The organism is Christiangramia gaetbulicola, from assembly GCF_003054225.1.
GTDB classification, from domain to species: domain Bacteria; phylum Bacteroidota; class Bacteroidia; order Flavobacteriales; family Flavobacteriaceae; genus Christiangramia; species Christiangramia gaetbulicola.
The window spans coordinates 863,468-889,885 of record NZ_QBKQ01000002.1; the positions used below are offsets into that span (position 1 = coordinate 863,468).

The window sequence follows — 26,418 nt, forward strand, 5'->3', positions numbered from 1 at the left end:
ATTAATCTCCCACAATGAAAACTTTTAATTTTTTATATCTTAGTTCACATAATACTTATTTAAGCCTTTAATTTATTGCTATGAGAAGAATTTTATTGGTATCGGGACTTGCTTTAAGTCTCATTGCCTGTGGTGAAAATGGAAATAATCCAGAAACCGCTCAAACTGAAGAAAATGCAGATCAATCTACTGAAGAAACTCAGGAACCAACCGATGTCCCTGACCCAATAGACGCCGAAAGTTCAGATAAATATTCTTATGAATTGGTGGTTGAGGACCTTGACATTCCATGGGGATTTACTTTCATGCCTGATGGAAGCATGCTTATCACCGAGAAAAAAGGTGAGATCATTCACTTTAAAGACGGCAAGAAAACGAAAATCCAGGGTGCGCCAGATGTATATGACCGTGGTCAAGGCGGATTACTGGACGTAGTACTTCATCCAGATTATGCGAGTAATGGATGGATCTATTTTACTTACTCTTCAAAAGAAGGAGAAGGTGATGGCGGAAATACCGCTCTTATGAGAGCAAAACTTGAGGGTGATAAATTAACCAGCAAGGAAGTTCTTTATAAAGCTTCACCAAATACCACCAAGGGTCAGCATTTTGGTTCAAGGATCGCCTTCGATAATGAAGGTTATCTTTATTTCAGCGCCGGGGAGCGTGGAGCACGTGATGTGAATCCACAGGATATTACTCGTGACAATGGTAAAGTGTACAGATTAAATGATGACGGCAGTGTGCCTTCCAGTAATCCTTTCGTAGGACAGGAAAATGCTGTTGAAGCTATATATTCTTATGGCCATCGTAATCCACAGGGAATGATCTTTAATCCTGAAACCAATGAGATCTGGGTACATGAACATGGTCCTAAAGGAGGTGATGAGATCAATGTAGTTAAAAAAGGAGCGAATTATGGCTGGCCGGTTGTAACCTATGGGGAAAATTATGACGGTACTCCAATTACCGAAGAGAGATCTAAACCAGGTATGGAAGATCCTATTTTCTACTGGTTACCTTCTATCGCACCAAGCGGATTTGCTTATGTAACTTCAGATAAATTCCCAGAATTAAAAGGAAATCTGTTAGTGGGATCTTTGAAATTTCAATATTTGGAACTTTTAGAACTAGATGGTAAGAAAATCAAAAAAAGAACTAAATTGCTTGAAGACTCTGGAAGAATGAGAGATGTAAGACAGGGTCCCGATGGTAATATCTATGTTGCCATAGAAGGTAAAGGAATCGCAAAACTAACTAACAAACAATAATATGAGAAAACTGTTATTTGTATTTGGACTGGCTGCAGCCATGGTAGCCTGTAAATCTGACAAAAAAGAAAAAGATTCAGAAGAAGAATCTTATGTGATCCCTTCTTCGGAAAAATCCAGCGAGAAAACTCCGCTAACGGCAAGTGTTGAGAGAGGTAAAAAGATCTACAATGAACTTTGCGTAACCTGTCACTTACCAAACGGAAAAGGAATTGCCGGCACCTATCCCCCACTTGACGGCTCTAACTGGCTTACCGAAAAAAGAGAGGAAAGCATCAGGGGTGTAAAATACGGCATGCAGGGACCAATTGAAGTGAACGGTGAAAAATATGATAATATCATGACGCCAATGGGTCTAAGCGACCAGGAAGTTGCAGACGCCATGAACTATGTGATGAACTCTTGGAGTAATAACATCAAGGATATGGTAACCGTAGAAGAGGTTGCTGCCGTCCAGGAGAAGGAATAATAATTACACATGTTATTTTTATATAAACCGAACTGCTAAACAGTTCGGTTTTTTTATTTTCCTGTAATCCTATTTTCTACAAATTGATCAAGGTATCTTCAAAAGTTTTTTAAAACTAATATTACCTTTGCCCAAATTTCAGGAACATGCTTATAATTGGTATTGCCGGAGGAACCGGTAGCGGAAAAACCACGGTTGTAAATCAGATCATAGACGAGTTGAAACACGAGGAAGTAGATGTGATCTCGCAGGATTCGTACTATCAGGACACTACCCACCTAAGTTTTGAAGACAGGAAAAAGATCAATTTTGACCACCCGAAATCTATAGATTTCGATCTTTTAGGAGAGCATCTGGAAACCTTGAGATCTGGAAAAAGCATTCAACAACCGGTTTATTCTTTCAAAGAGCATAACCGTACCGGAGAATTTATAGAGATCCAACCAAGAAAGGTAGTGATCGTAGAAGGTATCCTTATTCTTACTCATCCAGAGATCCGTGAGCTTTTTGACATCAAGATCTACGTTCATGCAGATAGTGACGAAAGATTGATACGTAGATTAAAACGTGATATCGCAGATCGGGGCCGTGACCTGGAGGAAGTACTTTGGCGTTATCAAACTACGCTAAAACCTATGCACCAGCAATTTATTGAACCAACCAAAGAGTTTGCAGATATTATTATTCCGACCAATCGTTACAATACAGTGGCTGTTGATATCGTTCAAACCATTATTAAAGATCGCTTAAGCTAATTTTGTATCTTTAATGCGTATGAAATTTAAAGACCTGCGTAAAAAATCCTGGTTCAGAATTATTAGCAATAAATATGTGCTGATAAGTCTCGTATTCGCGGGATGGATGTTCTTCCTGGACACCAATTCATGGTTTATCCATCATGAACTCGATCAGGAAATAAACGAATTGCAGGACAACAAAGAATATTATCAAAAGGAAATCGCGAAAGATAAAGCGGTCATAGAAAAACTTCAGGATTCGGTGGAACTTGAAAAGTTCGCCAGGCAAAAATATTATATGAAAAGGCCTAATGAAGACATCTATATCATAGAATATGACACTATAGATTAAAGATTTCGCGAAGCTTTCCAACCAAAACCAACGAGAATGAAACAATTGTTATTTCAGGAATTTGAAGAAGTTTCTGCAAAACAATGGAAACAAAAGATCCAGGCCGATCTTAAGGGTGCTGATTATAATGAAAAACTGGTCACGAAAACCCTCCACGGCATAGACATCAAACCATTTTATTCTTCAGAGGATGTGCAGGAAACCCTGCAGGTTTCCAATCCGGCTCACTGGAATAATTGTGAAAAAATATATGTTTCTTCTGCTGAAGCTGCCAATAAAAAGGCATTGGATAGATTGCAAAAAGGAACCGAGGCGATATGGTTTATTTTACCCTCTAAAGAAATCGATTTCGCTGAACTTTTTAATGATCTTCCCGCAGAGATCACGGTCTATTTAAAACCGGAATTTCTTGATGCGGATTATATTCAGAAATTGAATGAATTTTTAGTAGGGAAAGATTACAAGGTATTCCTCCAGACCGATATCATCGGGAAACTGGCCAGATCTGGAAACTGGTTTAACAACCTTAAAGCAGACCATTCAGAATTTGAGAAGATCCTGAAGAACTCTTCAAATTTAGAATCGGTAGTTAGTATAGACCTGGGATTGTATCAAAATGCAGGAGCAAATATTCCTCAGCAACTGGCCTACTCCATTGCCCATGTCTCTGAGTATTTAAATCACCTGGATCAACTTGGATTTTCAGAGGAAAAAAGATCAAAATTCACCTTTCAATTTATAGTTTCAGTAGGCTCAGATTATTTCTTTGAGATCTCCAAGATCAGAGCGCTTAGATGGATATTTGCGACGGTAGCTAAGGAATTCGGATTCAATACTGAATGCCATATCGTTGCCCAACCAACCAAGCGAACCAAAACATTATATGATTATAATGTGAATTTGCTACGTACTACTACCGAAAGTATGAGCGCGATCCTGGGAGGAGCTAATGCCATTTACAACATGCCTTATGATGCCATTTATCATAAAGACAATGAATTTGGAGACCGCATTGCTAGAAACCAGTTGCTTATCATGAGAAATGAGAGTTATCTGGATAAGGTTGGCAATGTTGCTGAGGGCACTTATTATATTGAAACCCTGACCAAACAACTGGCCGAAAAAGCATTGGATATTTTCAAGGATATTGAAAAAGGCGGAGGCTTTTTGAAAGAATTGAAATCTGGAGTCATTCAGAAGAAAATAAAAGAAAGCGCTGCTTTAGAACAGGAGAAATACAATAATGGAGAACTTGTTTTAATCGGAACCAATAAGTTCGAAAACCCCCAGGATAGAATGCGGGAGGATATCGAACTCTATCCATTCCTGAAAAAAAATCCAAGAAAAACTTTAATCGAACCTATACTGGAAAAACGGCTTAGCGAAGACAGTGAGCAGAAGAGATTAGAAGAAGAGAAACAAAGCCAGCCAACTCAACAAAATTAAGATTTATGCAACGCAAAGATCTTCAAAATATAAGCCTTACCGATAAGGAGTTCCCCAATAGAAAACCTGAAGCGGAAAAGGAAACTTTTAAAACACCTGAGGAAATAGAGATTAAAACCTCTTATTCCAAAGAAGATATATCTGAAGCTGAACATCTCAATTTTGCTGCCGGGATCCCACCCTATTTGCGTGGACCGTACAGCACTATGTATGTAAGCAGACCATGGACCATAAGGCAGTATGCAGGATTTTCCACCGCTGAGGAAAGCAATGCTTTTTATCGTAGAAACCTAGCTGCCGGACAGAAAGGACTTTCGGTAGCATTCGATCTTCCAACACATCGGGGATATGATTCAGATCATGACCGTGTGGTAGGCGATGTTGGAAAAGCCGGAGTTGCCATAGATTCTGTAGAGGATATGAAGATCCTTTTCGATCAGATCCCACTGGATAAAATGTCGGTTTCCATGACCATGAACGGAGCGGTGCTTCCTATCATGGCTTTCTATATAGTCGCTGCCGAAGAACAGGGAGTAAAACCCGAAATGCTTTCAGGGACTATTCAGAATGATATCCTGAAAGAGTTTATGGTGCGAAATACCTACATCTACCCTCCTACTCCTTCTATGAAGATCATTTCAGACATATTTGAGTATACCTCTCAGAATATGCCGAAATTCAATAGTATCAGTATTTCCGGATATCATATGCAGGAAGCCGGTGCTACCTGCGATATCGAATTGGCCTATACCCTGGCTGATGGATTGGAATATATTAGAAAAGGTCTGGATGCAGGAATGGATATTGACAGTTTCGCTCCTCGACTTTCCTTTTTCTGGGCAATCGGGATGAACCATTTTATGGAGATCGCGAAAATGCGTGCGGCTAGGATGCTTTGGGCAAAACTGGTAAAACAGTTCAACCCAAAGAACCCAAAGTCTCTTTCTTTAAGAACGCATTCCCAAACCAGTGGATGGAGCTTAACAGAACAGGACCCATTCAATAATGTCGCGAGAACCTGCATTGAAGCTGCCGCAGCGGCTTTTGGCGGAACCCAGAGTTTGCATACCAATGCACTGGATGAAGCAATTGCTCTACCTACAGATTTTTCCGCAAGGATCGCCAGGAATACCCAATTATACCTGCAACAAGAAACTAATATTACGAAAACTGTTGACCCATGGGCAGGAAGTTTCTATGTTGAAAAATTAACGGAACAAATTGCAGAACAGGCCTGGAAACTAATTGAAGAAGTTGAAGAGCTGGGCGGAATGACCAAGGCTATCGAAGCGGGAATTCCGAAAATGAGGATAGAGGAAGCTGCCGCCAGAAAACAAGCGAGAATAGACAGTGAGACCGATGTGATCGTGGGAGTAAATAAGTACCGCCTCGAAAAAGAAGACGAGTTGGTTACCCTGGAAGTAGACAACCAGACAGTAAGAAAACAGCAGGTGGCCAGGCTTAAAAAGATAAGAGCTGAAAGGAATGAGGAGAAAGTTCAGCAAGCACTGGAAAACCTAAGAAAAGCCGCTAAAGAAGAAAATGCTAATTTACTGGCCCTGGCTGTAGAAGCTGCCAGAGAAAGAGCAAGTCTTGGTGAAATAAGTGATGCTCTGGAAGATGTATACGGAAGGTACAAGGCGAAAATTCAATCCTTTAGCGGAGTATATTCAAAAGAAATGAAAGATAACAGCTCATTTAATAAAGCCAGGGAGATGGCAGACAAGTTTGCCGAAATGGAAGGTCGAAGACCAAGGATCATGATCGCTAAAATGGGACAGGATGGTCACGACCGTGGAGCAAAAGTAGTTGCTACCGGTTACGCCGATCTTGGTTTTGATGTGGATATTGGCCCATTATTCCAGACTCCAGCCGAAGCTGCGCAACAAGCCGTGGAAAATGACGTACATATCCTGGGAGTGTCTTCGCTGGCTGCAGGACACAAAACTTTGGTGCCCCAGGTGATTGAAGAGTTAAAGAAATTAGGCCGGGAAGATATCATGGTAATTGTTGGAGGGGTTATCCCTTCACAGGATTATGAGTTCCTTTTCGATGCCGGTGCAGTTGCTGTATTTGGTCCGGGTACCAAGATCAGTGATGCGGCAATACAATTGTTAGAAATATTAATCGACGAATAAAAACCAACCAGCAATATGGATTTAAAAAAGAAAATGCTTCGGGACGATGCTCTTGAAGGAAAGAATATTATCGTTACCGGTGGAGGTAGCGGACTTGGAAAATCAATGACCAAATATTTTCTTGAACTTGGCGCTAAAGTAGCGATCACCTCAAGAAATATTGAGAAGCTTGAGAATACGGCCAAGGAACTCGAGGAAGAGACCGGTGGGAAATGTTTCCCGGTACAATGTGATGTTAGACATTATGACCAGGTAGAAACCATGCGCGATGCAGTGGTAAAAGAATTTGGATCAGTAGATATCCTATTGAACAACGCCGCAGGTAACTTCATCTCTCCTACCGAAAGATTGAGCGCCAATGCTTTTGATACTATCATCGATATCGTATTAAAAGGAAGTAAGAACTGTACCCTGGCTCTTGGTAAACACTGGATAGATCAAAAAGAAGAAAATAAGACGATCCTCAATATCGTGACCACTTATGCCTGGACAGGTTCTGCCTATGTTGTTCCTAGTGCAACGGCAAAAGCCGGCGTTTTGGCCATGACCAGGTCTTTAGCTGTTGAATGGGCTAAATACGGAATTAGGTCGAACGCGATCGCTCCAGGGCCATTCCCAACTAAAGGTGCCTGGGATAGGCTTCTTCCGGGTGACCTGAAAGAGAAATTCGATCTTGCTAAGAAAGTACCTTTAAAAAGAGTTGGTGATCACCAGGAACTGGCGAACCTCGCTGCATACCTGGTTTCAGATTTTTCAGCGTATGTAAATGGAGAGGTTATTACCATAGATGGTGGTGAATGGCTTAAAGGCGCCGGACAGTTCAATTTACTAGAAGCAGTTCCTGAAGAAATGTGGGATATGCTTGAAAATATGATCAAGTCTAAGATGAACGGCTAGTTAAAAAATATCATTTTATAAAGACCGGACCAAATCCTGAAAAGACCAGGAATTGGTCCGGTTTTTATTTTACAGGATACCGTTAAATTTTTTCATTAAAAAAAGCTCAGTTTTATGAGAATCTTTCTCAAAAACTATATCTTACAGCCATATTTAGTAACACCTATATAAAATTTTATGAAAAATTACTTTACCAGTACCCTATGGGTATTATTTCTGGTTGTGTCTAATTATGCTTTTGCCCAAACCAAAAAAGCAGAAAAGATCCCGACAGATCCCAATGTTAAAATTGGTAAGCTGGACAACGGACTTACTTATTACATTAGAAACAACGGGAAACCGGAAGACAAACTAGAATTAAGACTTGCCATAAAAGCGGGTTCTATACTGGAAACCGATGAACAACAAGGTCTTGCCCACTTCATTGAACACATGAACTTCAATGGCACCAAAAACTTTGAGAAAAATGAATTGGTAGACTACCTGCAAAGTATTGGAGTTAAATTCGGCGCAGATTTGAATGCTTATACCAGTTTCGATGAGACGGTATATATTTTACCGATCCCGAGTGATGATCCAGAAAAACTTGAGGGTGGATTTACTGTTCTTGAAGACTGGGCACATAACGCGCTTTTAACCGAAGAAGCTATCGACGGCGAGCGTGGAGTGGTAATGGAAGAATACCGTCTAGGTCTTGGTCCAGATAAGCGCATGATGCAGGAATACCTGCCTAAGGTTATGTATAATTCAAGATATGCTGAAAGATTGCCTATTGGTAAAAAAGAAGTTATCGAAAATGCAGATTATGAGACCATCCGTAGTTATTACAAAGATTGGTACAGACCTGGTTTAATGGCCGTAATCGCTGTGGGAGACCTGGATGTAGAAACCATCGAACAAAAGATAAAATCTCATTTTTCAAATCTTGAAGCCAGAGAAAATCCGGTGGAAAGAAAAGAGTATGGAGTTCCTAACCACGAAGAGACTTTCGTAGCCATAGCATCAGATCCTGAAGCTAACTTCAGCAGGGTTCAGATCTATTATAAGGATATGGATGAAGCCAAGGATGTGGTTACCATAGACGATTATAAGGAGCAACTGGAGCAGAATATGTTCTCAACGATGATCAATAACAGGCTGGAAGAGCTGGCTAACAGCCCTACTCCACCTTTCACTTACGGATATTCTTATTATGGCGGAACTTTCTCTCCTTTAAAGGACGCTTATCAGTCATTTGCCATGACCGGTGAAAATGACCAGCTAACTGCTTTAAAAGCTCTGGTTACAGAAAATGAAAGAGTAAAAAGATACGGTTTCAATCAGAATGAATTTGAACGCGCCAAGCAGGAATATTTAGCCAGGCTGGAAAAGCAGTATAAGGATCGTGATAAGCAGGAAAGTAACCGTCTTGTGAATCAATACGTTTATAATTTCCTTGAAAATTCACCGATCCCGGGAACTGAATGGACTTACGAGTTCGCTAAAGAAAACCTGGATGATATAAGTCTTGATAACATCAACGCGCTTATCAATGACTTTATTCATGATGAGAACAGGGTTATCGTGCTAACAGGTCCTGCTAAGGAATCGATCAAAAAAGTAACCGAAGAAGAAGTTCTGGCGGTATTAAAAGAGGTGGAAAATTCAGAGATCGCCGAATATTCTTATGAAGAAGTTCGTGAAAACCTGATCACCGAAATGCCTGCTGCCGGAAGCATTAAGGAGATAAAGACCAACGAAGAGCTTGGTTTTAATACGCTCATACTTAGCAACGGCGCAAAAGTGGTTTACAAAAAGACAGATTTCAAAAATGATGAGATCCTGTTTTCAGCTTATAGCAAAGGAGGTACTTCTCTTTATTCAGATGAGGAATTCCAGTCTACCGTATTTGCCAATGGCGGATTAACCGAAGCTGGAGTTGGAGGTCTGGATAAGAATGAGCTCAACAAAATGATGAGCGGTAAAATCGTAAACGTAAGACCTGGTATCGCTACTTATTCTGAAGGTTTCAATGGGAGCACTACTCCGAAGGATTTTGAGACCATGATGCAAATGATACACCTTTATTTTACAGACTTAAATAAAGATGAAGAAGCTTATAATTCTTTCGCAACCAAGCAAAAGAACTTCTTAGGCAACCTGATGTCTAATCCTAATTTCTATTTTCAGAATGAACTTGGTAAATTCAGAAATGAAGGCAACCCGAGATATGTAGGCTTCCCTACTCCAGAGAAGTTCGATGAAATGGATTACGACCTTGCATATGAAAAGTACCAGGAAAGATTTAGCGATGCTTCAGATTTCACCTTCTACTTTGTAGGAAACATCGATGAAGAGAAATTAAAGGATTTCTCTGCGAAATATATTGCCAGCTTGCCATCGGTTAATTCTGAAGAAGATTATAAAGAACCAGCTTTCCGTGAAAAAACAGATTCTTACAGGGAAAAAACGGTATATAAAGGTACAGATCCAAAAAGTCGTGTGAGCATCATCTGGAACGGGGAAACTGAATATGACGAAGAAGATGATCTTGCGTTAACTGCACTTGGTGAGGTATTGACCATTAAACTGGTTGAAGAATTACGTGAAGAAGAAGGTGGAGTTTATGGTGTAGGCGCTCGTGGAAATATGTCCAAGATCCCTTACGAAAGCTATAACTTCTCCATAGGTTTCCCATGTGGTCCTGAAAATGTAGAGAAGCTTACCGAGGCGGCTTTAGCTGAAGTGGAAAAGATTAGAGAAAACGGTCCAACCGAAGAAGATCTTGCCAAGGTTAAGGAAACCTTTAAACTACAGCGTAAAGAAAAGCTTAAGGAAAACAAATTCTGGATAGATCAGCTGGAAAAAGCCGATAGCGAGAATTACGACCTTTCTGAGATCAAGGATTACAACGATATGGTTGAAGAGCTTGAAGCTGACGACCTGCAGAAAATGGCCGAAAAATACCTGAACGACAATTATCTTTTAGGAGTTCTAATGCCTGAAACTGAAGAATCAGCAAACTAAAAAAGAGGTTTATATTTTTTATGAACAATCTTTAAAACCGGTATTTCCATCTAACTATGGAAATACCGGTTTTTCTTTAGAAGCTGTTAACAATTTCATTTTCTAAACCTATAATAAATTGTATTTTTACCTTTCAAAAATCATACATTTTTAATGGGTAAAATCATTGCTATTGCCAACCAAAAGGGAGGCGTGGGTAAAACCACAACATCTGTGAACCTTGCTGCTTCGCTTGGGGTTCTGGAAAAAAAGATATTATTGATTGATGCCGATCCTCAGGCTAACGCTACCTCAGGTCTAGGAATAGACGTGGAAGAGGTTGAAAAGGGTACTTACCAGTTACTGGAACATTCCATAAAAGCCGAAGAGGCGATCTTACAAACCAGCTCACCAAATTTGGATATTATCCCGGCACACATAGATCTTGTTGCCATCGAAATTGAACTGGTAGACCAGGAAAACAGGGAATCTATGCTTAAAAAAGCCATAGAGCCCTTAAGAGACAAATATGATTTTATACTAATAGACTGTGCTCCTTCCCTGGGATTATTAACGCTGAATGCGCTTACCGCTTCAGATTCTGTAATTATCCCAATCCAATGTGAATATTTCGCGCTGGAAGGATTAGGCAAGCTATTAAACACCATCAAAAGTGTACAGAAGATTCACAATAACAAACTGGATATCGAAGGTCTGCTATTAACCATGTATGATTCGAGACTGAGACTTTCTAACCAAGTTGTGGAAGAAGTAAAGAAACATTTTGACGAAATGGTCTTTGAAACAATCATTCAGCGAAATGTACGTTTAAGTGAAGCGCCCAGTTATGGAGAAAGTATCATAAACTATGATGCTTCAAGCAAAGGAGCCAGCAATTATTTGAGCCTGGCACATGAAATTATCAAGAAAAATTAAGACAAATGGCGAAGGCTACCAGAAAACAAGCGTTGGGAAGAGGACTTTCAGCCCTACTGAAAGATCCAGATAATGATATAAAATCTGCAGAGGATAAAAATGCCGACAAACTGGTTGGCCATATTGTTGAACTGGAATTGTCTTCTATAGAAGTAAATCCATTTCAGCCAAGAACAAGCTTTAACGAGGAATCTCTTAAAGAGCTTGCTTCCTCCATTCGTGAGTTAGGCGTGATTCAGCCTATCACGGTGAGAAAACTGGACTTTGATAAATATCAGCTGGTTTCAGGAGAGAGAAGATACAGGGCATCTAAACTTGTTGGCCTGGATACCATTCCAGCTTACATAAGAATTGCCAATGACCAGGAATCCCTGGAAATGGCGCTTGTAGAAAATATACAGAGACAGGACCTGGATCCTATTGAGATCTCCCTGTCTTACCAGAGATTAATTGACGAGATACAGTTAACCCAGGAGCAATTAAGCGAGCGTATTGGCAAGAACCGTTCTACGATCGCCAATTACCTGAGGCTGCTAAAACTCGACCCGATCATTCAAACAGGAATGCGCGATGGCTTCCTGAGCATGGGACACGGTAGAGCGCTCATTAATATCGATGATCCCCAAAAGCAACTGGATATCTATGAAAAGATCATTCAGAAATCACTTTCAGTTAGAGAAACAGAGCAACTGGTTCGTGAGCTGAATTCTGACGGAAAGCCATCTACAGCAACTAAAAAAGTCAGCGTTCCAAAAACCTATAAAAAAGGGATCAAGGAATTCACTGAATACCTTGGAACTAAAGTAGATGTGAAGGTTACGAAAAAAGGTAGTGGAAAATTAACTATCCCATTTTCTTCGGAAGAAGATTTCGAAAGGATCAAAAAATTAATCCGGGGTGAAGAGTAATCCTAAATTTTTCCTGTTCTTTTTTCTACTGATCGCATCTATGGCAACAGCTCAGCAGGATTCCCTGTTGGTGACTTCAGAAAAGAAATCCAAAAAAGAGCTGAAAAGAGAACAAAGGGAAAAAGACTACGAACCTTATAATGCCCTTGCTCCCGCGAAAGCAGCATTTTATTCTGCCGTGCTACCCGGATTGGGACAGGCTTACAATGGCAGTTACTGGAAGATACCGATAGCTTATGCCGGGATTGGAACTGGAATTTATTTCTACCTGGATAATGACGAGAAATATGATCGTTATCGCAATGCCTACAAGGACAGGCTTGCCGGAAGAAAAGATGAATATACCGTTAATGGCGTGCAAAGGATTTCTACAGATGGTTTGATAAGGGCGCAGGAACTTTTTCAGAAAAACAAAGAGATTTCCATCCTGGTAACGGTTGGAGTCTATATTTTAAATATTATCGATGCCAACGTAGAGGCGCATTTAAGACAGTTTAATGTAGATGAGGACCTCTCGGTAAAACCAGGTCTGGATTTCGACGCCTTAACTGGAAAAACAAATTACGGACTTACACTTAATTACAGATTCTAATATGAATATCGCTCTTTTAGGTTATGGAAGAATGGGGAAGACCATCGAGGAGATCGCTGAAAACCGTGGCCATAAAATCGTATTAAAGATCAGTGATGATATAGAAAATCATGATCTTAAAGATAAGAATATCGATGTTGCCATAGATTTTAGTATTCCAAAAGCAGCATTCAAGAACATAACTACCTGTTTTAAGAATAATATCCCGGTTGTTAGTGGAACTACCGGCTGGCTGGACCATTATGAAAAAGCGAGGAAAATTTGTAATGAGGAGAATTCAGCCTTTATTTACGCCTCTAATTTTAGTTTAGGGGTGAATGTATTTTTTCAGTTAAATCAAAAACTAGCTGAAATGATGCAGGGACTGGAAGATTATAAGGTAGATATAGAAGAGATACATCACACGAAAAAACTGGATGCTCCTAGCGGAACGGCCATCACCCTGGCCCAGCAGATCCTGGAAGAGAATTCCAGATTGAAAGGTTGGCAACTGGACGATGCAGATGAAGATGAAATTCCTATTTACGCCAAAAGAATTGAAGATGTTCCCGGAACCCATGCGGTAACTTATGATTCCCCTGTAGACAAAATTGAAATTACCCATACCGCGAAATCCAGACAGGGATTCGCTTTAGGTGCAGTGGTGGCGGCAGAATATCTAAAAGATAAGACCGGAATATTTACTATGAAAGATGTGCTCGCCGATCTTTTTCAAAACTAAAATGTAACAATTAAAGGCAAATTCTGCCTTATACTGTAAAGATTCTAAAATATGACTTTTACCGAATGGTTTATTTTCTTCCTGTTATTACAGGTTGTTCATTTTCTAGGAACCTGGAAACTATATCAAAGAGCTGGTAGAAAAGCCTGGGAAGCAGCGATCCCTGTTTACAACGCGATAGTACTTATGCAGATCATTAACCGGCCAAAATGGTGGGTGATCTTGATGTTCATTCCTATCGTGAACCTGATCATCATACCAGTGATCTGGGTAGAAACCATTCGTAGTTTTGGACGGAATTCAACAGCAGAAACCATTGCCGTTATACTAACACTGGGACTTTACATATATTACGTGAATTACGCGACCAGCGATGCTTATATCGTAGATCGTGATCTTAAGCCTCGCAGTGAGGCCGGGGAATGGATAAGCTCTATTCTTTTTGCGGTTATTGCAGCTACGATAGTACATACCTATTTTATGCAGCCCTTTACCATCCCAACATCATCTTTAGAAAAGACCTTACTTGTTGGTGATTTTCTTTTCGTAAGCAAATTTCATTATGGAGCCAGGGTGCCACAAACAGCCGTAGCCTTCCCAATGGTTCACGATACTATTCCCTTTCTTGGAGTTAAATCTTATCTGAACAAACCACAGATCCCATATTTAAGGTTACCTGGATTTGAAAATATAGAAAGAAACGATATCGTAGTTTTCAACTGGCCAGTGGATACTGTGCGGAAATTCTTTGACCGCTCAGGTAAACACTATGAAAAGCCGGTAGATAAAAAATCGAATTATGTAAAGCGGGCTGTGGGAATGCCGGGAGATTCGCTTTCGGTAGTTGATGGTTATGTTCATATCAATGGAAAGCAACTGGAACTTCCAGACAGAGCCAAGCCTCAATTCTCTTATATAGGACAAACCAAGGGGCAGCCTTTTAATCCGCAAAGCCTTTATAAATTATATGACATTACCGACGGGTACTCCTATAATCCTAATAACAATGCTTTCTTTATTCAGTCATTATCAGATGAAAGCTTTGAGCGTTTTAAGAACCATCCAAATGTGGCGTCGATAAGGCGATATGTTGATTCTGTAGGAGTTAAAAATCCGGGTGTTTTCCCAAATGACGGAAAAAGGAACTGGAACAATGATCAGTTTGGTCCTATTTATATTCCGAAAGAAGGCGTAACCGTAGATATTACGCCACAAAGCATGCCTTTCTATAAAGAGATCATCGAAACCTACGAAGGTTATGAAATGGGAGTAGATAACGTGCTCAGCGTTAATGGCACCCAGGTTTTACTGAATGGAAGGCCAATAGACAGCTATACTTTCAAGCAGAATTACTACTGGTTAATGGGAGATAACAGGAACAACTCTGAAGACAGCCGTGTCTGGGGTTATGTACCAGAGAACCACGTGGTAGGGAAACCTGTTTTTATCTGGATGAGCTGGGATTCCAATGCCAGTGGGTTTGATAAGATAAGATGGGATAGAGTTTTCACTACCGTAAAAGGTGACGGAGAACCTACCTCCCTGCTTCCTTATTTCCTGATCATTGTGGTGATTTTCTTCGGCTGGAAATACTTTAAGAAACGTAGAGAAGAAGCTTAATAACTATGAGATCTGTTTTATTACATCCCTCCTATTTTGGGCCAATAAGCCAATGGGTCGCGATCGCGGAAGCAGATAAGGTAGTTTTCGAGAACGAGGACAACTACCAGAAGCAGACCTACAGGAATAGAATGTATATCTACGATGCCAATGGCAAGCTTACCCTAAATATTCCCATTAGACATAGTTCGTCGCTTGGTCTGAAGACAAAGGGGCACCAGAAATATAAAGATGTACAGATCGAAAATGAATTCGATTGGCAAACACAGCACTGGAGAGCTTTTAAAACATCCTACCAGACCTCTCCTTTCTTTGAGTTCTATGAAGATGATCTTTACCCCTTGTATCACCAGGAATTCAAATTCCTGATGGATTTCAATTATAAATGCATGGAATTCGTGGCAGATAGTCTTCAAATAGAATGGGAATTCGAAAAGACTGACGAATTTATTTTAGAACCGAAAGATATCATCAACCACAGGGAGCTGGTGAATGCAAAGACGAATAAAGGTTTGATCAATGCTAATTACACCCAGGTATTCGATTCTAAAGCGGGTTTCTTACCAAATCTGTGTATCCTGGACCTTATTTTTAATGAAGGAAATGCATCCCTGGATTACCTGGAATCTCAACAATTAGATCCCAATTTTGGTTAGTACCGGATAATGGTCTGAAAAGTCTATTTCAAACTTCCTGAATTCATTGATGCTCATCCCCTTTTCAACCAGTAGAAAGTCTATACGCAGCGGAAAATAATTCAGTTTAAAGCTCTTACCAAAACCACTGCCTGCTTCAAGGAAAGCGTCCTTATACCTGTCATCCTGTTTAATAAGATTATAGATATAGGAGAAACTCGTATTATTGAAATCCCCGGCGATAATAGTTTTATATGGTGATCTTTTAAGTTCTTCCATCAACATCTCTGCCTGCTCCTGCTGCAACGAAAAACCATAACCTATTCTACCCAATAATTTCTTTGAGTCTTCCTTCTGCAAGTCATCTATTCCCGGCTTGATATTAAGGGATTGAAAGTGAACATTGAATATCCTGACCGTATCTGTTTTATTAACAACAACATCGGTGTAAATGGCGTTGTTGTTACCATCATGTGGGAAATCCAGCGAAGCCTGGTTTATGATAGGGAATTTTGAAAATATCGCAGAGCCAAATTCGGCATTCTTTCCCTTAAGCTTTACATATTCATACGGGTAGATATTGGCCAGTTCTGCCGCCCCAATATAGTGTTCCTGCACGCAAAGAATATCAGGATCATTCTCTTTGATGAACCCGGTGATCTTCTCTGGAATATCCTTTCTGGAAGTCCATTCATACGCATTAAACATACGTACATTATAGCTCATAAGAGAAAGGTCTGATACCTTTTCTATTTCATCATCACCAACCGGGATCCTAACGAAGCCAGCCACGTATTTATAACCAAGTAAGAGAACAATAAGAGAAAGTAAGACCTGTCGCTTTAATCTGAATAGCCAGTAAACCAGGAATAAAGCATTCAGAATAATTAGTACGGGTACACCCAGGCTTAATACCGAAAGTAAAGGAAATGATTTTGGAGGAATATGTGGCAGTAAATATGAAAATAGTAAAGCCGTCGCCGCGAGGGAATTCAGGATAAATATGAATTTATCGAATAAACCTAATTTCTTCATTTAATCTTCTTTACCGGCCTGGAACAGGAAATCCTTTTCAGCTTTGCTCAAACTTTCGTAACCGCTTTTGCTAATCTTGTCCAGTATAGCGTCTACTCTCTTCTGTTTTTCGTCTTTACTTACACTTTTAGAAGTCGAAGTACGCCTGGCAGTTTTTGCTGTTTTTCCGGTTCTATGAACGGTTTTCATTCGAGCTTTGCGCTCCCTGGGTTTAAAGATAGAAGCCACGTAATCCATTAAATTTTCGAACCACTTCCCTATATCATTGCCTTTCTTAAGCTGATTGGTATATAAATATCCAAGCGCTGCTCCACCAAGGTGAGCTAGATGTCCCCCGGCATTCCCCATTGGGATCTGGATAACGTCCAGCACTACTAAAAATGCCGCGATCCACCAGAATTTCACGCTGCCTATAAGCATCAATCTAACCCGCATATTTGGAACATGCGAAGCGATCCCGATCAATACCGCCATAACCCCGGCAGATGCACCCATAAGATAGGAACGCCCGGTTCCCTGGAAAGCAGGGAAAAGATTATAGCTTAACATATAAACTAGCGCGCCAATGATCACCCCCAGGAAATAATAATTAAGGAGACGTTTTGGCGAAAAATAGTTCAGAAAATAGATACCTGAAAAATACAGGATCAACATATTAGATAGAATATGCCATATCCCGCTATGTAAAAAAGAATAGGTTATGATAGACCATGGCTTCAGTAAGAATTCCATGGGTTCCTTCGGAAACACGAACCACTCCAGTAAAAAGTCTGAAGGTAGTTGGAAAAGATAAGCGATCGTTCTTAACAGAAAGAACAATATAAAGACCAGCACATTGATCGCAATGAGCTTCTCGGTGACCGTAGCGGTCTGGATCTTATACCTAATTCTGTCTGATGATCTCATCAATACCAGCGATTATTGTTAAACTGATTCCTTTTCCAGTAATACATCATGATAAAACCGAATAGTGCACCACCCACATGGGCAAAATGCGCGATCGAGCCACCAAAAATAGAATAACCGGTAACTCCAGAAAACAAATCTAAGACAATTAAAGCGGGAATAAAATACTTGGCCTTAATTGGTACCGGAACAAAAAGAAGGAACAGTTCCACATTCGGGAACATCATTCCAAAGGCCACCAGTATACCATAGATAGCACCAGAAGCACCAACGGCTGGATTAGAAAAAGCTCCGTAAAGATTTTGAAGCTGATCCATAGAGACATTCTCTAAGATACTCTGGGGATATTCTCCGGTATAAAGAAAATTATCTACCTGCGCCATGCTCATCCCGGCATTCATTAGATCCTGGATACCTGTATGATACCCGTAATAGTTCACTAAGGTATGTAATAGCGCCGCTCCTATCCCGGCAGAAAAATAGAAGAAAATGAACTTCTTCTGTCCAAGCATTTGCTCAATAGGGCTACCAAAAGCCCAGAGCGCATACATATTAAAAAGAATATGCATGAATCCGCCGTGCATGAACATATGTGTGATCACCTGCCAAACCTGGAAATTCGGATTTTTAATGAACCACAATGCAAAATACTCGTAAGCGACTTCACCGATTAACTGGCTACCAATAAAGAATATTACGTTGATTATCAATAAAACCTTTACGGTTTCAGTCATTCTTCCCATTAGGCAAATTTTTTATCTAGTTCATCGACCGATAAGGTAGTGAACACTGTTTTATTAAAAGGACTAACTGCCGGCTCTTTACAGGCAAATAATCTATTTACAATATGTTGTTGTTCGGCAGAGTTCAAAAGCGTTCCTGAGCGTACCGCCATGGATTTCGCCAGGGATTTCGCTAGCAGATCGGTTTGAGAAAATCCGTTATCGGGAACATCTTTTTCAAAATCTGCCAGTAATTGCTCCAGCAGGATCTCCACTTCGCTTTCCGCGATAAGGGTTGGTATCCCCGTGATCTCTACCTCGTCTTTCTTGATCTCAGAAAAGATAAAACCGGTTTGTTCCAGTGACTCCTTGATCTCTTTCAGCATTTCCACTTCCTGATGATTAAATTGAAGTCTTAAAGGAAATAACAATTGCTGACTCACTGCTGATGAGACCGTTATATTTTTTAAAAGTTCTTCATATAAAACCCTGGTATGTGCTCTATGCTGATCTATTACTAAAATACCGCTCTTTAGCGTAGATACGATATATTTCTTCTGAACCTGGAACGTAGACTTTTCTGTCTGCTCCTGTTTTGCTCCAAAAAGATTACCAGTAACTTCTTCACTTTCAAATTCTATCTGCCCTACGTCAAGATCGGTTTCGGTTTCAGTTTCAGACTGCATTCCCGAATACAAACTCTCCCATTCTGGTTGCCGGTCGCGTTTGTAACCTCCACCACCTCCAGAATACTGAGGCTTCGGACTACTTTCATCCTGAAACGGATTGAAATTCCTGTCAACTTCCACCTCCGGAACCTTTACTTCCTTATCCTTATAATCATAAGGAGTATCAAGTTCACCATCCCTTTCAAAATCCAGCATGGGCGAAACATTGAACTGTCCCAAGCTATGCTTGATAGAGCTTTTCAGAATAGCATATAAAGCATGTTCATCATCAAACTTGATCTCGGTCTTGGTAGGATGAATGTTTATATCTATAGATTTAGGATCCACTTCCAGGTAAAGGAAATAAGTTGGATAACTCTTTTCCTTTAAAAGCCCCTCATATGCTGCCACGACGGCATGATTAAGATATGGACTTTTAATGAACCTGTTGTTCACAAAGAAAAACTGTTCTCCCCTGCTCTTTTTGGCGAATTCTGGCTTTCCTACGAAACCTGAAACTTTTACGATTTCGGTATCCTCCTCTACGGGCACCAGTTTTTCATTGGTCTTTCCTCCTAAGATATTGGTGATTCGCTGTCTGAAACTAGCCACGGGCAATTGAAAAAGCTCATTCCCATTATGGGTTAGCGAAAAGCTTATATCGGGATGTGCCAGCGCCACTCTTTGAAATTCATCAATGATATGACGTGTTTCCACGTTATCTGACTTCAGAAAATTTCGACGGGCAGGAATATTATAAAAAAGGTTCTTTACGCTAATACCGGTACCTTTTGGCGTTACACAGGCATCCTGCGAAACCACCTGGCTACCTTCCACTTTCAGGCAGGTACCAACTTCATCATCTTCAGTCCTGGTCTTTAGTTCCACGTGAGCGATCGCAGCTATAGAAGCCAGAGCTTCCCCACGAAAACCTTTGGTTTTAAGACTGAAAAGATCATCTGCAATCTTTATTTTGGAGGTAGCATGTCTTTCGAAGCTCATTCGAGCATCGGTAAGGTTCATACCTACACCATCATCAATGACCTGAATAAGCGATTTACCGGCATCCTTGATAACCACCTGGATACGGCTGGCTTTTGCGTCTATTGAATTTTCGAGAAGTTCTTTTATTACCGAGGCCGGACGTTGCACCACTTCACCCGCAGCGATCTGGTTGGCAACATGATCGGGCAACAATTGTATTACGTTACTCATTTAACGGGGATTCGAGAAAATGGACAAATCAAAATCTAATATCCACAGACAAATGAAAAGTAAAATTATAATGATATAGATAACGCGACGGTTAATGCTTCGGTTTCCTCTGGTTCGGCTGGACTCTCTGGCCTCAGCCCAATGAGAACCAAAATCTATCGCGTTGGTCGTCTCTCTGTATTTGTTGAATTTTGAATCAAAATCATAAATATTACCGGTATCCTTCCCCTTATAATAGCGCGGGGTATAGTTATACCTGGTATTTTTTCTGATCTTGTTAAAATTGATTTTCAAAACTGTAGATTATTTGCTGATCCAAATTTACTCAAAATGCTTCAAAAATCCGAAGCATCAGGGTATTATTAAAGGAAGCAATAACAATGCCGTTCTGAAGACCTAAAAGACTGAATTTTAACCCTTATAGAATTTAGCGTCTTTTCTAAGCTGTGCCATTTTGATTGCTGCAATAGCCGCTTCGGTTCCTTTATTACCGTGCTTCCCACCGCTACGAGCGCGGGATTGTTCGATATTATTATCTGTAAGCACGCAGAAGATCACCGGGATATCACCCTGGATATTAAGATCTTTTATCCCCTGAGTTACACCTTCGCATACAAAATCAAAATGCTTGGTCTCTCCCTGGATCACGCTTCCTACCGCGATAATTGCATCCAGCATCTCAAAACTCTCCTGGAGTTTCTTGCAGCCATAGATCAATTCAAAGCTTCCGGGAACATTCCATCTTACGATGTTCTCCTTTTTTACATTGTTTTCTATAAATGCATCGAAGGCACCCTGGAAAAGTCCTTCTGTGATCTCGTCATTCCACTCAGAAACAACGATCCCAAACCGAAAATCTTTCGCGTTTGGGATCGTATCTTTATCGTATTGTGAAAGGTTATTACCTTCTGTAGCCATATTTTAATTTTTCATAGCGCGGGCCTGCCCAAGGTAAATTGGCACCTTGTCTGCCTCTGGAGCGTCAGGATACTCATCTTCGATCTCTAGAAGATACCCTTCAGCAGCATCTGCATCGCCAATCTTAATGGCAGTGATCGCAGCTTTTAATAAAAATCTAGGAGTAGTGAATGAGTTAGATCTCATTTCAGCAGCTTTCTCATAATAATTTAAAGCTTCTTCTGGTTGCTCTAATTGTAAGAAAGCATCTCCAATTCCTCCGGTTGCCAAAGCAGCAAAGATCTCATCATCACTTTCAAAATCCTCTAACTGCTCGATAGCTTCCTGATATTTCCCGGTTCTTAGATATGCGAAACCAGCATTGTAATGCGCCAGGTTTGCTGCATCTGTTCCTCCGTAATTATCAATAATATCTAAAAATCCGTATTTACCTTCTCCTCCGTTCAACGCAAGATTATATAAAGAGTCACTTTGTGCTCCATTGGCTCTTAAAGCAGAAGCCATATAATCCTGAGCCATAGACATCTCATTAGCAGCCTCATTTTGCTTCGGCTCTAATACAAAACGGTTATATCCCAAATATCCTAAGACAGCAACTATAGCCACACCTACAATGATGTAGATATATTTTTGATTATCGGCTACCCATGTTTCAGTTCTACTCGCTCCTTCATCTAAAGTATTAAAAACTTCTGCAGTGGTAGATTCCTGTTCTGCCGTTTGTTCTCTTTCCTCCTTATTGGAAGGCTTGTATCCTCTTTTCTTATACGTTGCCATAAAAATTTGTTAATGCGTGGCAAAAATAGAATTTTTTGTGAAAATTAAAAGATAAATTATTTGTATTTTTTGAATAATTTCGGGTCCTTTTGGAACTCAATTCAATACGAACCTTTTTCACCAATTCCAGCTGAAATACAGCGATTTATGCATTTAAAAAATCTTAGTCTGCTTAATTACAAGAATCTTAAGACGGCTGAATTTGAATTCGATGAAAAGATCAACTGCCTGGTTGGAAATAACGGGGTAGGTAAAACGAACGTTCTGGACAGCATCTATCATCTCTCCTTCGGAAAAAGTTATTTTAACCCGATCACCTCTCAGAATATAAATCATGATTCAGATTTTTTTGTGATTGAAGGCGAATTTGAGAAGAATGGTAAATCTGAAAAGATCCTTGCCAGTGCAAAAAAGGGCCAGAAGAAGATCATAAAGCGGAATAATAAGGCTTACGACAAAGTGAGCGATCATATTGGGTTTATCCCCACGGTTATTATTTCCCCGGCAGACCGCGACCTCATTATAGAAGGTTCAGAAACGCGTAGAAAGTTCATGGATGGGGTGATCTCCCAAAGCGACCAGGTATACCTGAATAAGTTATTACAGTATACCAAGCTTACCTCGCAGCGTAATTCACTACTGAAATATTTCGCCGCCAATAATACTTTTGAAAGAGACACTCTAGAAGTTTATAACCTGCAGTTGAGCAGTTTGGGACAGGATCTGTTTGAAAAGCGAAAGGAATTCCTGAAAGAGTTCATCCCGATCTTTAATAAGCGCTACGCAGATATAACCAATAATAAGGAAGAAGTTCAGATCATTTATAAGAGTCAACTTTTTGACAATTCACTTTCTAACCTGTTAGAAGAGAACCTGCAGAAAGACATGGCCCTGCAATATACTTCTGTAGGCACACATAAGGATGACCTGAGTTTCGAGATCGCCGGTCACCCCATTAAAAAATTCGGTTCCCAGGGACAGCAGAAGTCATTTTTGATCGCATTAAAACTGGCGCAATTCGATTTCATCAAGGAAATAAGCAAGGTGAACCCGATCTTATTGCTGGATGATATTTTCGATAAACTGGACGAAAATCGTGTGGCTCATATCGTGGCTTTGGTAGCCACCAATGAACTTGGGCAGATCTTTCTGAGCGATACCCATGCCGATAGAACCGAAAAAGTGGTAAAATCCAGTAATCAATCTTATAAAATTTTCAAGCTTTGAAAAAACTTCTCTTAATCCTATCCATTATCGCCATTACGGCCTGCTCTCAGCAGGATCCAAAGGAGCAGATAAAACACCTCAACGGATACTGGCAGATCGAAAAGGTAGAAATTGAAAAAGATTCTGTGATGGAATATAGTCTAAGTCCGTTTATAGATTATATTGAGATCAACGATTCTATAGGTTTCAGAAAAAAACTAAAACCAAAGATCGATGGCGGTTTTATAAAAGCTTCTAATGATGCAGAAAAGATCACCGCCAGGATCGAGGATAATACTCTAATCCTGTACTATTCCACGCCTTTTGATGAATGGAAAGAAGAAGTACTGGAGGCAGACGAAGAAGAGCTGGTTGTGAAAAACAGGGATAATAAAAAGTACTACTACCAACGATATAAACCTTTACTAAGCCAAGATGAAGAAGAGACGCAAGAATGAAGAAATGAAACTCGGTGACCTGCTCAAGAGTTTCGTAGATGAAAATAAACTGGATAAAGGATTAAACCAGGTAAAGATCAGGGATGTCTGGAACAGCCAGATGGGCCCGGCGATCGAAAAATATACCACCGCGATAAAATTAAAGAACGATACGCTTTTTGTACAACTTAGTTCTTCTGTGCTTAGAGAAGAATTGAGCTACGGGAAAGAGAAGATCATAAGGAACCTTAACGAAGAAATGGGCAAGGAACTTATTTCCAAGCTGGTTTTGAGGTAGCATATTGAAAGCCGATCTAAGATTTTTAAAATTTTTTGATTTCTGCTGAAGATTAGATTGCAATCCTATTAAAATGTTTAATAGATTAGCGGCCTTAAAATAAAAATTTTGAGGCTTTTTAAATTACTACTGCTTTTAACTCTTACTCAAGCAGCCTTTAGTCAGGAGATCCCGAAAGATTCCATAGCACTAAAAGAAAAAACCGGGTTAAATTATAAATCCTTAATAATACCATCGGCTTTTCTGGCATATGGTATTCTAGGAATCAACGGTGAGGAGATCAAAGAGATAGATTATTCTTTACAGGAGAAAATTTCCAAAAACGAGAGACCACCATTAGTAATTGACGATTATCTCCAGTATTCTCCCATTATATCTGTTTACGCACTGGACTTTTTAGGAATAAAAAGCAAAAACAATTTTAAGGACAGGTCTATTCTTATAGCCTCTTCGATTCTTTTTGGCGGCACCATCACCAAGATTTTAAAAAATAACAGGTTGGTTATACGGCCCAACAGGAAAAATAAATTTTCATTCCCCTCTGGCCATACTACCGTTGCCTTTATTGGAGCTGAATTTATGTACCAGGAATATAAAGCTGTATCCATCTGGTATGGCGTTACGGCCTATGCTGTTGCCGGTGCCACAGGATTTCTAAGAATATATAATGATCACCACTGGCCTAGTGATGTAATTGCGGGAGCTGGCCTAGGCATTTTATCGACCAAGCTTATTTATTTCATATATCCGAAGATTAAAAAAGCTTTTTCTAATAAGGAAAGCCGGATTTCAACGAATATTGTTCCGTTTTTCGGAGATAGGCAGGCCGGAGTCGGACTCTCGGTAAACTGGTGATACGGAGAGCTAATTCAACTTAGATTTTAAGCATAAAAAAACCGGACTTTTTTAGTCCGGTTTTTTAATTTATTGAAATTGTTCTCTTAGAACATCTCTCTTCCTGCAAAATGGAAAGCACCTTCGATTTGTGCATTCTCATCGCTATCACTTCCGTGAACTGCATTTTCTCCAATGCTCTTCGCGTATTTCTTTCTGATAGTTCCTTCAGCAGCCTCTTCTGGGTTTGTAGCTCCAATTAGAGTTCTGAAATCTTCTACTGCGTTGTCTTTTTCAAGAATAGCTGCAACGATAGGACCACGAGTCATAAATTCAACTAATTCTCCGAAAAATGGACGCTCTTTATGGATCGCATAAAAAGTTTCAGCATCTCTCTGAGTCATTTGAGTAAGCTTCATCGCTACGATTCTAAATCCTGAAGCTGTGATCTGGTCTAATATTCCACCAATATGCCCGTTCTCTACTGCATCTGGCTTAATCATGGTGAATGTTCTATTATCTGCCATTGTATGGTTTTTAAATTCCGTGCAAAAATAAATAATTCCTTTCCATATACAAGCCCTTTAAGCTTTTATGTTCACCTACTGAAATTCAACCAGATAATCCTGTTGCAGTTTATTGTTTTCACCCCTCATTTCCATAAGCACTTTATTTTTACTGAAATCGAATTTCAACAACCCAAAGCTTTTATACTTCACTACCTCTCCTACCCTGTACCTGTTAGGCTCGCCGTCAAAATCTTCATAGGTATGGGTAAGTCCGCTGGAGGTGAAATCCACCAGGGGATAATCCAGTCCGTCTACATTGGTTTTTGAAAATTCTGAAATATGGCGATCTCCGCTAAGTAGGATGACATTTCTGGCTTCGGAAGAGATCAGTAATTCTTTGAGTTTCTCAACTTCAGAAGGGAAATTAGCCCATTTTTCAAACCCGTGTTCTGCTGAAAGGATCTGTATACTGGACAAGATCACATTGAAATCGGCTTCGCTATTATTCAGCTCTTTTTCCAGCCATGCCCATTGCTGTTCTCCAAGAATGGTCCCTTCAGAAGGCGCATATCTTTTTTCAGGATCTGGATCCTCTTTTAATTCATCTCTAAAATACCGGGTATCCAGAAGGATCACTTTTATGCTTCCCTTTGGTGTTTCAAATTCTTCAGCATGATAAACTCCTTCCCTGCTCCTTCTTTTACTATTGGCCGGGACATCCATAAAATCGAGGAATAATTGCTGACTTTCCTCTTTAAAATGCCATTCCTTTCCGCCGTCATTCAGCCCATAATCATGATCGTCCCACGTGGCCAGCACGGTAGTTTGGTTCAGCACTTTTTGATAATCCTTATTTTGCTTTTGCACCAAATAATCTGCTTTCATTTTTTCGGCATCATCGGTATCACTATATATGTTGTCGCCTCCCCATAAAAATACATCGGGATCGTTTTTGAGAATAGCACTCCATAATGGTTGCGGCGCATCTTCGCGGTTACAGCTTCCGAAAGCGATCACAAAATCGGCTTCATTTTCAGAATTGATCCTGGAAGAGCTTCCGCAGGAAAGTAAAAAAAGGAATAGAGGGAAAAGCTTAAATACTATCTTCATGGGTTCATTTTTGTATTGCAAATTTAAAGGAAGCATTATTTCTGAAGTATTATTAAATTGTATATTTAGCCCCTAT

Annotated in this window: 26 protein-coding genes and 1 pseudogene; 18 read left to right on the plus strand and 9 right to left on the minus strand. The window is 40.0% G+C overall.

From position 1 onward, the window contains the following. The first annotated feature begins 80 nt into the window (after window positions 1-80). From C8P64_RS10655 to C8P64_RS10720, 14 genes and pseudogenes are all read left to right on the plus strand, one after another. Window positions 81-1,271, plus strand: coding sequence for a PQQ-dependent sugar dehydrogenase (locus tag C8P64_RS10655; protein ID WP_108172040.1), 1,191 nt, complete (start codon window positions 81-83; stop codon window positions 1,269-1,271). Window position 1,272: 1 nt separating this feature from the next. Continuing rightward, on the plus strand, window positions 1,273-1,740 hold the full coding sequence (locus tag C8P64_RS10660) for a c-type cytochrome (protein WP_108172041.1): 468 nt from the start codon (window positions 1,273-1,275) through the stop codon (window positions 1,738-1,740). Between the two features lie 134 nt (window positions 1,741-1,874). Beyond that, window positions 1,875-2,495 (plus strand): annotated as a pseudogene (gene udk, locus C8P64_RS10665) (uridine kinase); the annotation flags it as partial. A gap of 19 nt (window positions 2,496-2,514) precedes the next feature. Then, a complete protein-coding gene (locus C8P64_RS10670) occupies window positions 2,515-2,829 on the plus strand; it encodes an FtsB family cell division protein (protein WP_108172043.1) in 315 nt (104 codons plus the stop codon). Between the two features lie 36 nt (window positions 2,830-2,865). Next, the gene (locus tag C8P64_RS10675) at window positions 2,866-4,275 is read left to right on the plus strand and encodes a methylmalonyl-CoA mutase subunit beta (RefSeq protein WP_108172044.1); all 1,410 of its coding nucleotides are present in this window, start codon (window positions 2,866-2,868) and stop codon (window positions 4,273-4,275) included. 5 nt (window positions 4,276-4,280) lie between these two features. Continuing rightward, entirely contained in the window at window positions 4,281-6,413 is a 2,133-nt protein-coding gene (gene scpA, locus C8P64_RS10680; protein ID WP_108172045.1) for a methylmalonyl-CoA mutase, read from the plus strand. A gap of 15 nt (window positions 6,414-6,428) precedes the next feature. After that, window positions 6,429-7,310, plus strand: a complete 882-nt coding sequence (locus C8P64_RS10685) for an SDR family oxidoreductase (RefSeq protein ID WP_108172046.1) — start codon at window positions 6,429-6,431, stop codon at window positions 7,308-7,310. A gap of 177 nt (window positions 7,311-7,487) precedes the next feature. Continuing rightward, window positions 7,488-10,316: a M16 family metallopeptidase gene (locus C8P64_RS10690; RefSeq protein WP_108172047.1), complete on the plus strand. Its 2,829-nt coding sequence runs from the start codon at window positions 7,488-7,490 to the stop codon at window positions 10,314-10,316. A 153-nt stretch (window positions 10,317-10,469) separates the two neighbouring features. Continuing rightward, entirely contained in the window at window positions 10,470-11,231 is a 762-nt protein-coding gene (locus C8P64_RS10695) for a ParA family protein (protein WP_108172048.1), read from the plus strand. 5 nt (window positions 11,232-11,236) lie between these two features. Continuing rightward, on the plus strand, window positions 11,237-12,139 hold the full coding sequence (locus C8P64_RS10700) for a ParB/RepB/Spo0J family partition protein (RefSeq protein WP_108172049.1): 903 nt from the start codon (window positions 11,237-11,239) through the stop codon (window positions 12,137-12,139). A gap of 40 nt (window positions 12,140-12,179) precedes the next feature. Further along, on the plus strand, window positions 12,180-12,731 hold the full coding sequence (locus C8P64_RS10705) for a DUF5683 domain-containing protein (RefSeq protein ID WP_108172050.1): 552 nt from the start codon (window positions 12,180-12,182) through the stop codon (window positions 12,729-12,731). Between the two features lies 1 nt (window position 12,732). After that, complete coding sequence (dapB, locus tag C8P64_RS10710; RefSeq protein WP_108172051.1) at window positions 12,733-13,452, plus strand: 4-hydroxy-tetrahydrodipicolinate reductase; 720 nt, start codon at window positions 12,733-12,735, stop codon at window positions 13,450-13,452. A gap of 51 nt (window positions 13,453-13,503) precedes the next feature. Then, window positions 13,504-15,072: a signal peptidase I gene (gene lepB, locus C8P64_RS10715; RefSeq protein ID WP_108172052.1), complete on the plus strand. Its 1,569-nt coding sequence runs from the start codon at window positions 13,504-13,506 to the stop codon at window positions 15,070-15,072. 5 nt (window positions 15,073-15,077) lie between these two features. Further along, window positions 15,078-15,728: a WbqC family protein gene (locus C8P64_RS10720; RefSeq protein WP_108172053.1), complete on the plus strand. Its 651-nt coding sequence runs from the start codon at window positions 15,078-15,080 to the stop codon at window positions 15,726-15,728. Here the strand turns inward: C8P64_RS10720 and C8P64_RS10725 are convergent. The 7 genes from C8P64_RS10725 to C8P64_RS10755 form a co-directional block, all read right to left on the minus strand. Further along, a complete protein-coding gene (locus C8P64_RS10725; RefSeq protein ID WP_108172054.1) occupies window positions 15,708-16,742 on the minus strand; it encodes an endonuclease/exonuclease/phosphatase family protein in 1,035 nt (344 codons plus the stop codon). The two genes, C8P64_RS10720 and C8P64_RS10725, sit on opposite strands and share 21 nt — an antisense overlap. Next, the gene (locus C8P64_RS10730) at window positions 16,743-17,648 is read right to left on the minus strand and encodes a rhomboid family intramembrane serine protease (protein ID WP_108172055.1); all 906 of its coding nucleotides are present in this window, start codon (window positions 17,646-17,648) and stop codon (window positions 16,743-16,745) included. Continuing rightward, complete coding sequence (locus C8P64_RS10735) at window positions 17,648-18,391, minus strand: rhomboid family intramembrane serine protease (RefSeq protein ID WP_108172056.1); 744 nt, start codon at window positions 18,389-18,391, stop codon at window positions 17,648-17,650. Before C8P64_RS10735 ends, C8P64_RS10730 begins: the two co-directional genes overlap by 1 nt. Then, window positions 18,391-20,253: a DNA mismatch repair endonuclease MutL gene (gene mutL / locus C8P64_RS10740; RefSeq protein WP_108172057.1), complete on the minus strand. Its 1,863-nt coding sequence runs from the start codon at window positions 20,251-20,253 to the stop codon at window positions 18,391-18,393. The genes C8P64_RS10735 and mutL overlap by 1 nt, the downstream gene beginning before the upstream one ends. After that, on the minus strand, window positions 20,254-20,547 hold the full coding sequence (locus C8P64_RS10745) for a hypothetical protein (RefSeq protein ID WP_108172058.1): 294 nt from the start codon (window positions 20,545-20,547) through the stop codon (window positions 20,254-20,256). Between the two features lie 117 nt (window positions 20,548-20,664). Next, window positions 20,665-21,171: a 6,7-dimethyl-8-ribityllumazine synthase gene (ribH, locus tag C8P64_RS10750; RefSeq protein ID WP_108172059.1), complete on the minus strand. Its 507-nt coding sequence runs from the start codon at window positions 21,169-21,171 to the stop codon at window positions 20,665-20,667. 3 nt (window positions 21,172-21,174) lie between these two features. Continuing rightward, window positions 21,175-21,948, minus strand: coding sequence for a tetratricopeptide repeat protein (locus C8P64_RS10755; RefSeq protein WP_108172060.1), 774 nt, complete (start codon window positions 21,946-21,948; stop codon window positions 21,175-21,177). 147 nt (window positions 21,949-22,095) lie between these two features. On the opposite strand from C8P64_RS10755, the gene recF reads away from it, so the two are divergent. From recF to C8P64_RS10775, 4 genes are all read left to right on the plus strand, one after another. After that, entirely contained in the window at window positions 22,096-23,175 is a 1,080-nt protein-coding gene (gene recF, locus C8P64_RS10760) for a DNA replication/repair protein RecF (RefSeq protein WP_108172061.1), read from the plus strand. Further along, entirely contained in the window at window positions 23,172-23,612 is a 441-nt protein-coding gene (locus C8P64_RS10765) for a lipocalin family protein (protein WP_108172062.1), read from the plus strand. Before recF ends, C8P64_RS10765 begins: the two co-directional genes overlap by 4 nt. Then, window positions 23,590-23,889 carry a DciA family protein gene (locus C8P64_RS10770; protein WP_108172063.1) on the plus strand — a complete coding sequence of 100 codons (300 nt, stop codon included), beginning with the start codon at window positions 23,590-23,592 and terminating at the stop codon, window positions 23,887-23,889. Before C8P64_RS10765 ends, C8P64_RS10770 begins: the two co-directional genes overlap by 23 nt. Window positions 23,890-23,997: 108 nt before the next feature. Next, on the plus strand, window positions 23,998-24,744 hold the full coding sequence (locus C8P64_RS10775) for a phosphatase PAP2 family protein (RefSeq protein WP_170106652.1): 747 nt from the start codon (window positions 23,998-24,000) through the stop codon (window positions 24,742-24,744). 86 nt (window positions 24,745-24,830) lie between these two features. On the opposite strand, the gene C8P64_RS10780 is transcribed toward C8P64_RS10775, so the two are convergent. Further along, window positions 24,831-25,250 carry a nucleoside-diphosphate kinase gene (locus C8P64_RS10780; protein WP_108172065.1) on the minus strand — a complete coding sequence of 140 codons (420 nt, stop codon included), beginning with the start codon at window positions 25,248-25,250 and terminating at the stop codon, window positions 24,831-24,833. Between the two features lie 75 nt (window positions 25,251-25,325). After that, entirely contained in the window at window positions 25,326-26,342 is a 1,017-nt protein-coding gene (locus C8P64_RS10785; RefSeq protein WP_108172240.1) for an alkaline phosphatase D family protein, read from the minus strand. Window positions 26,343-26,418 lie beyond the last annotated feature (76 nt).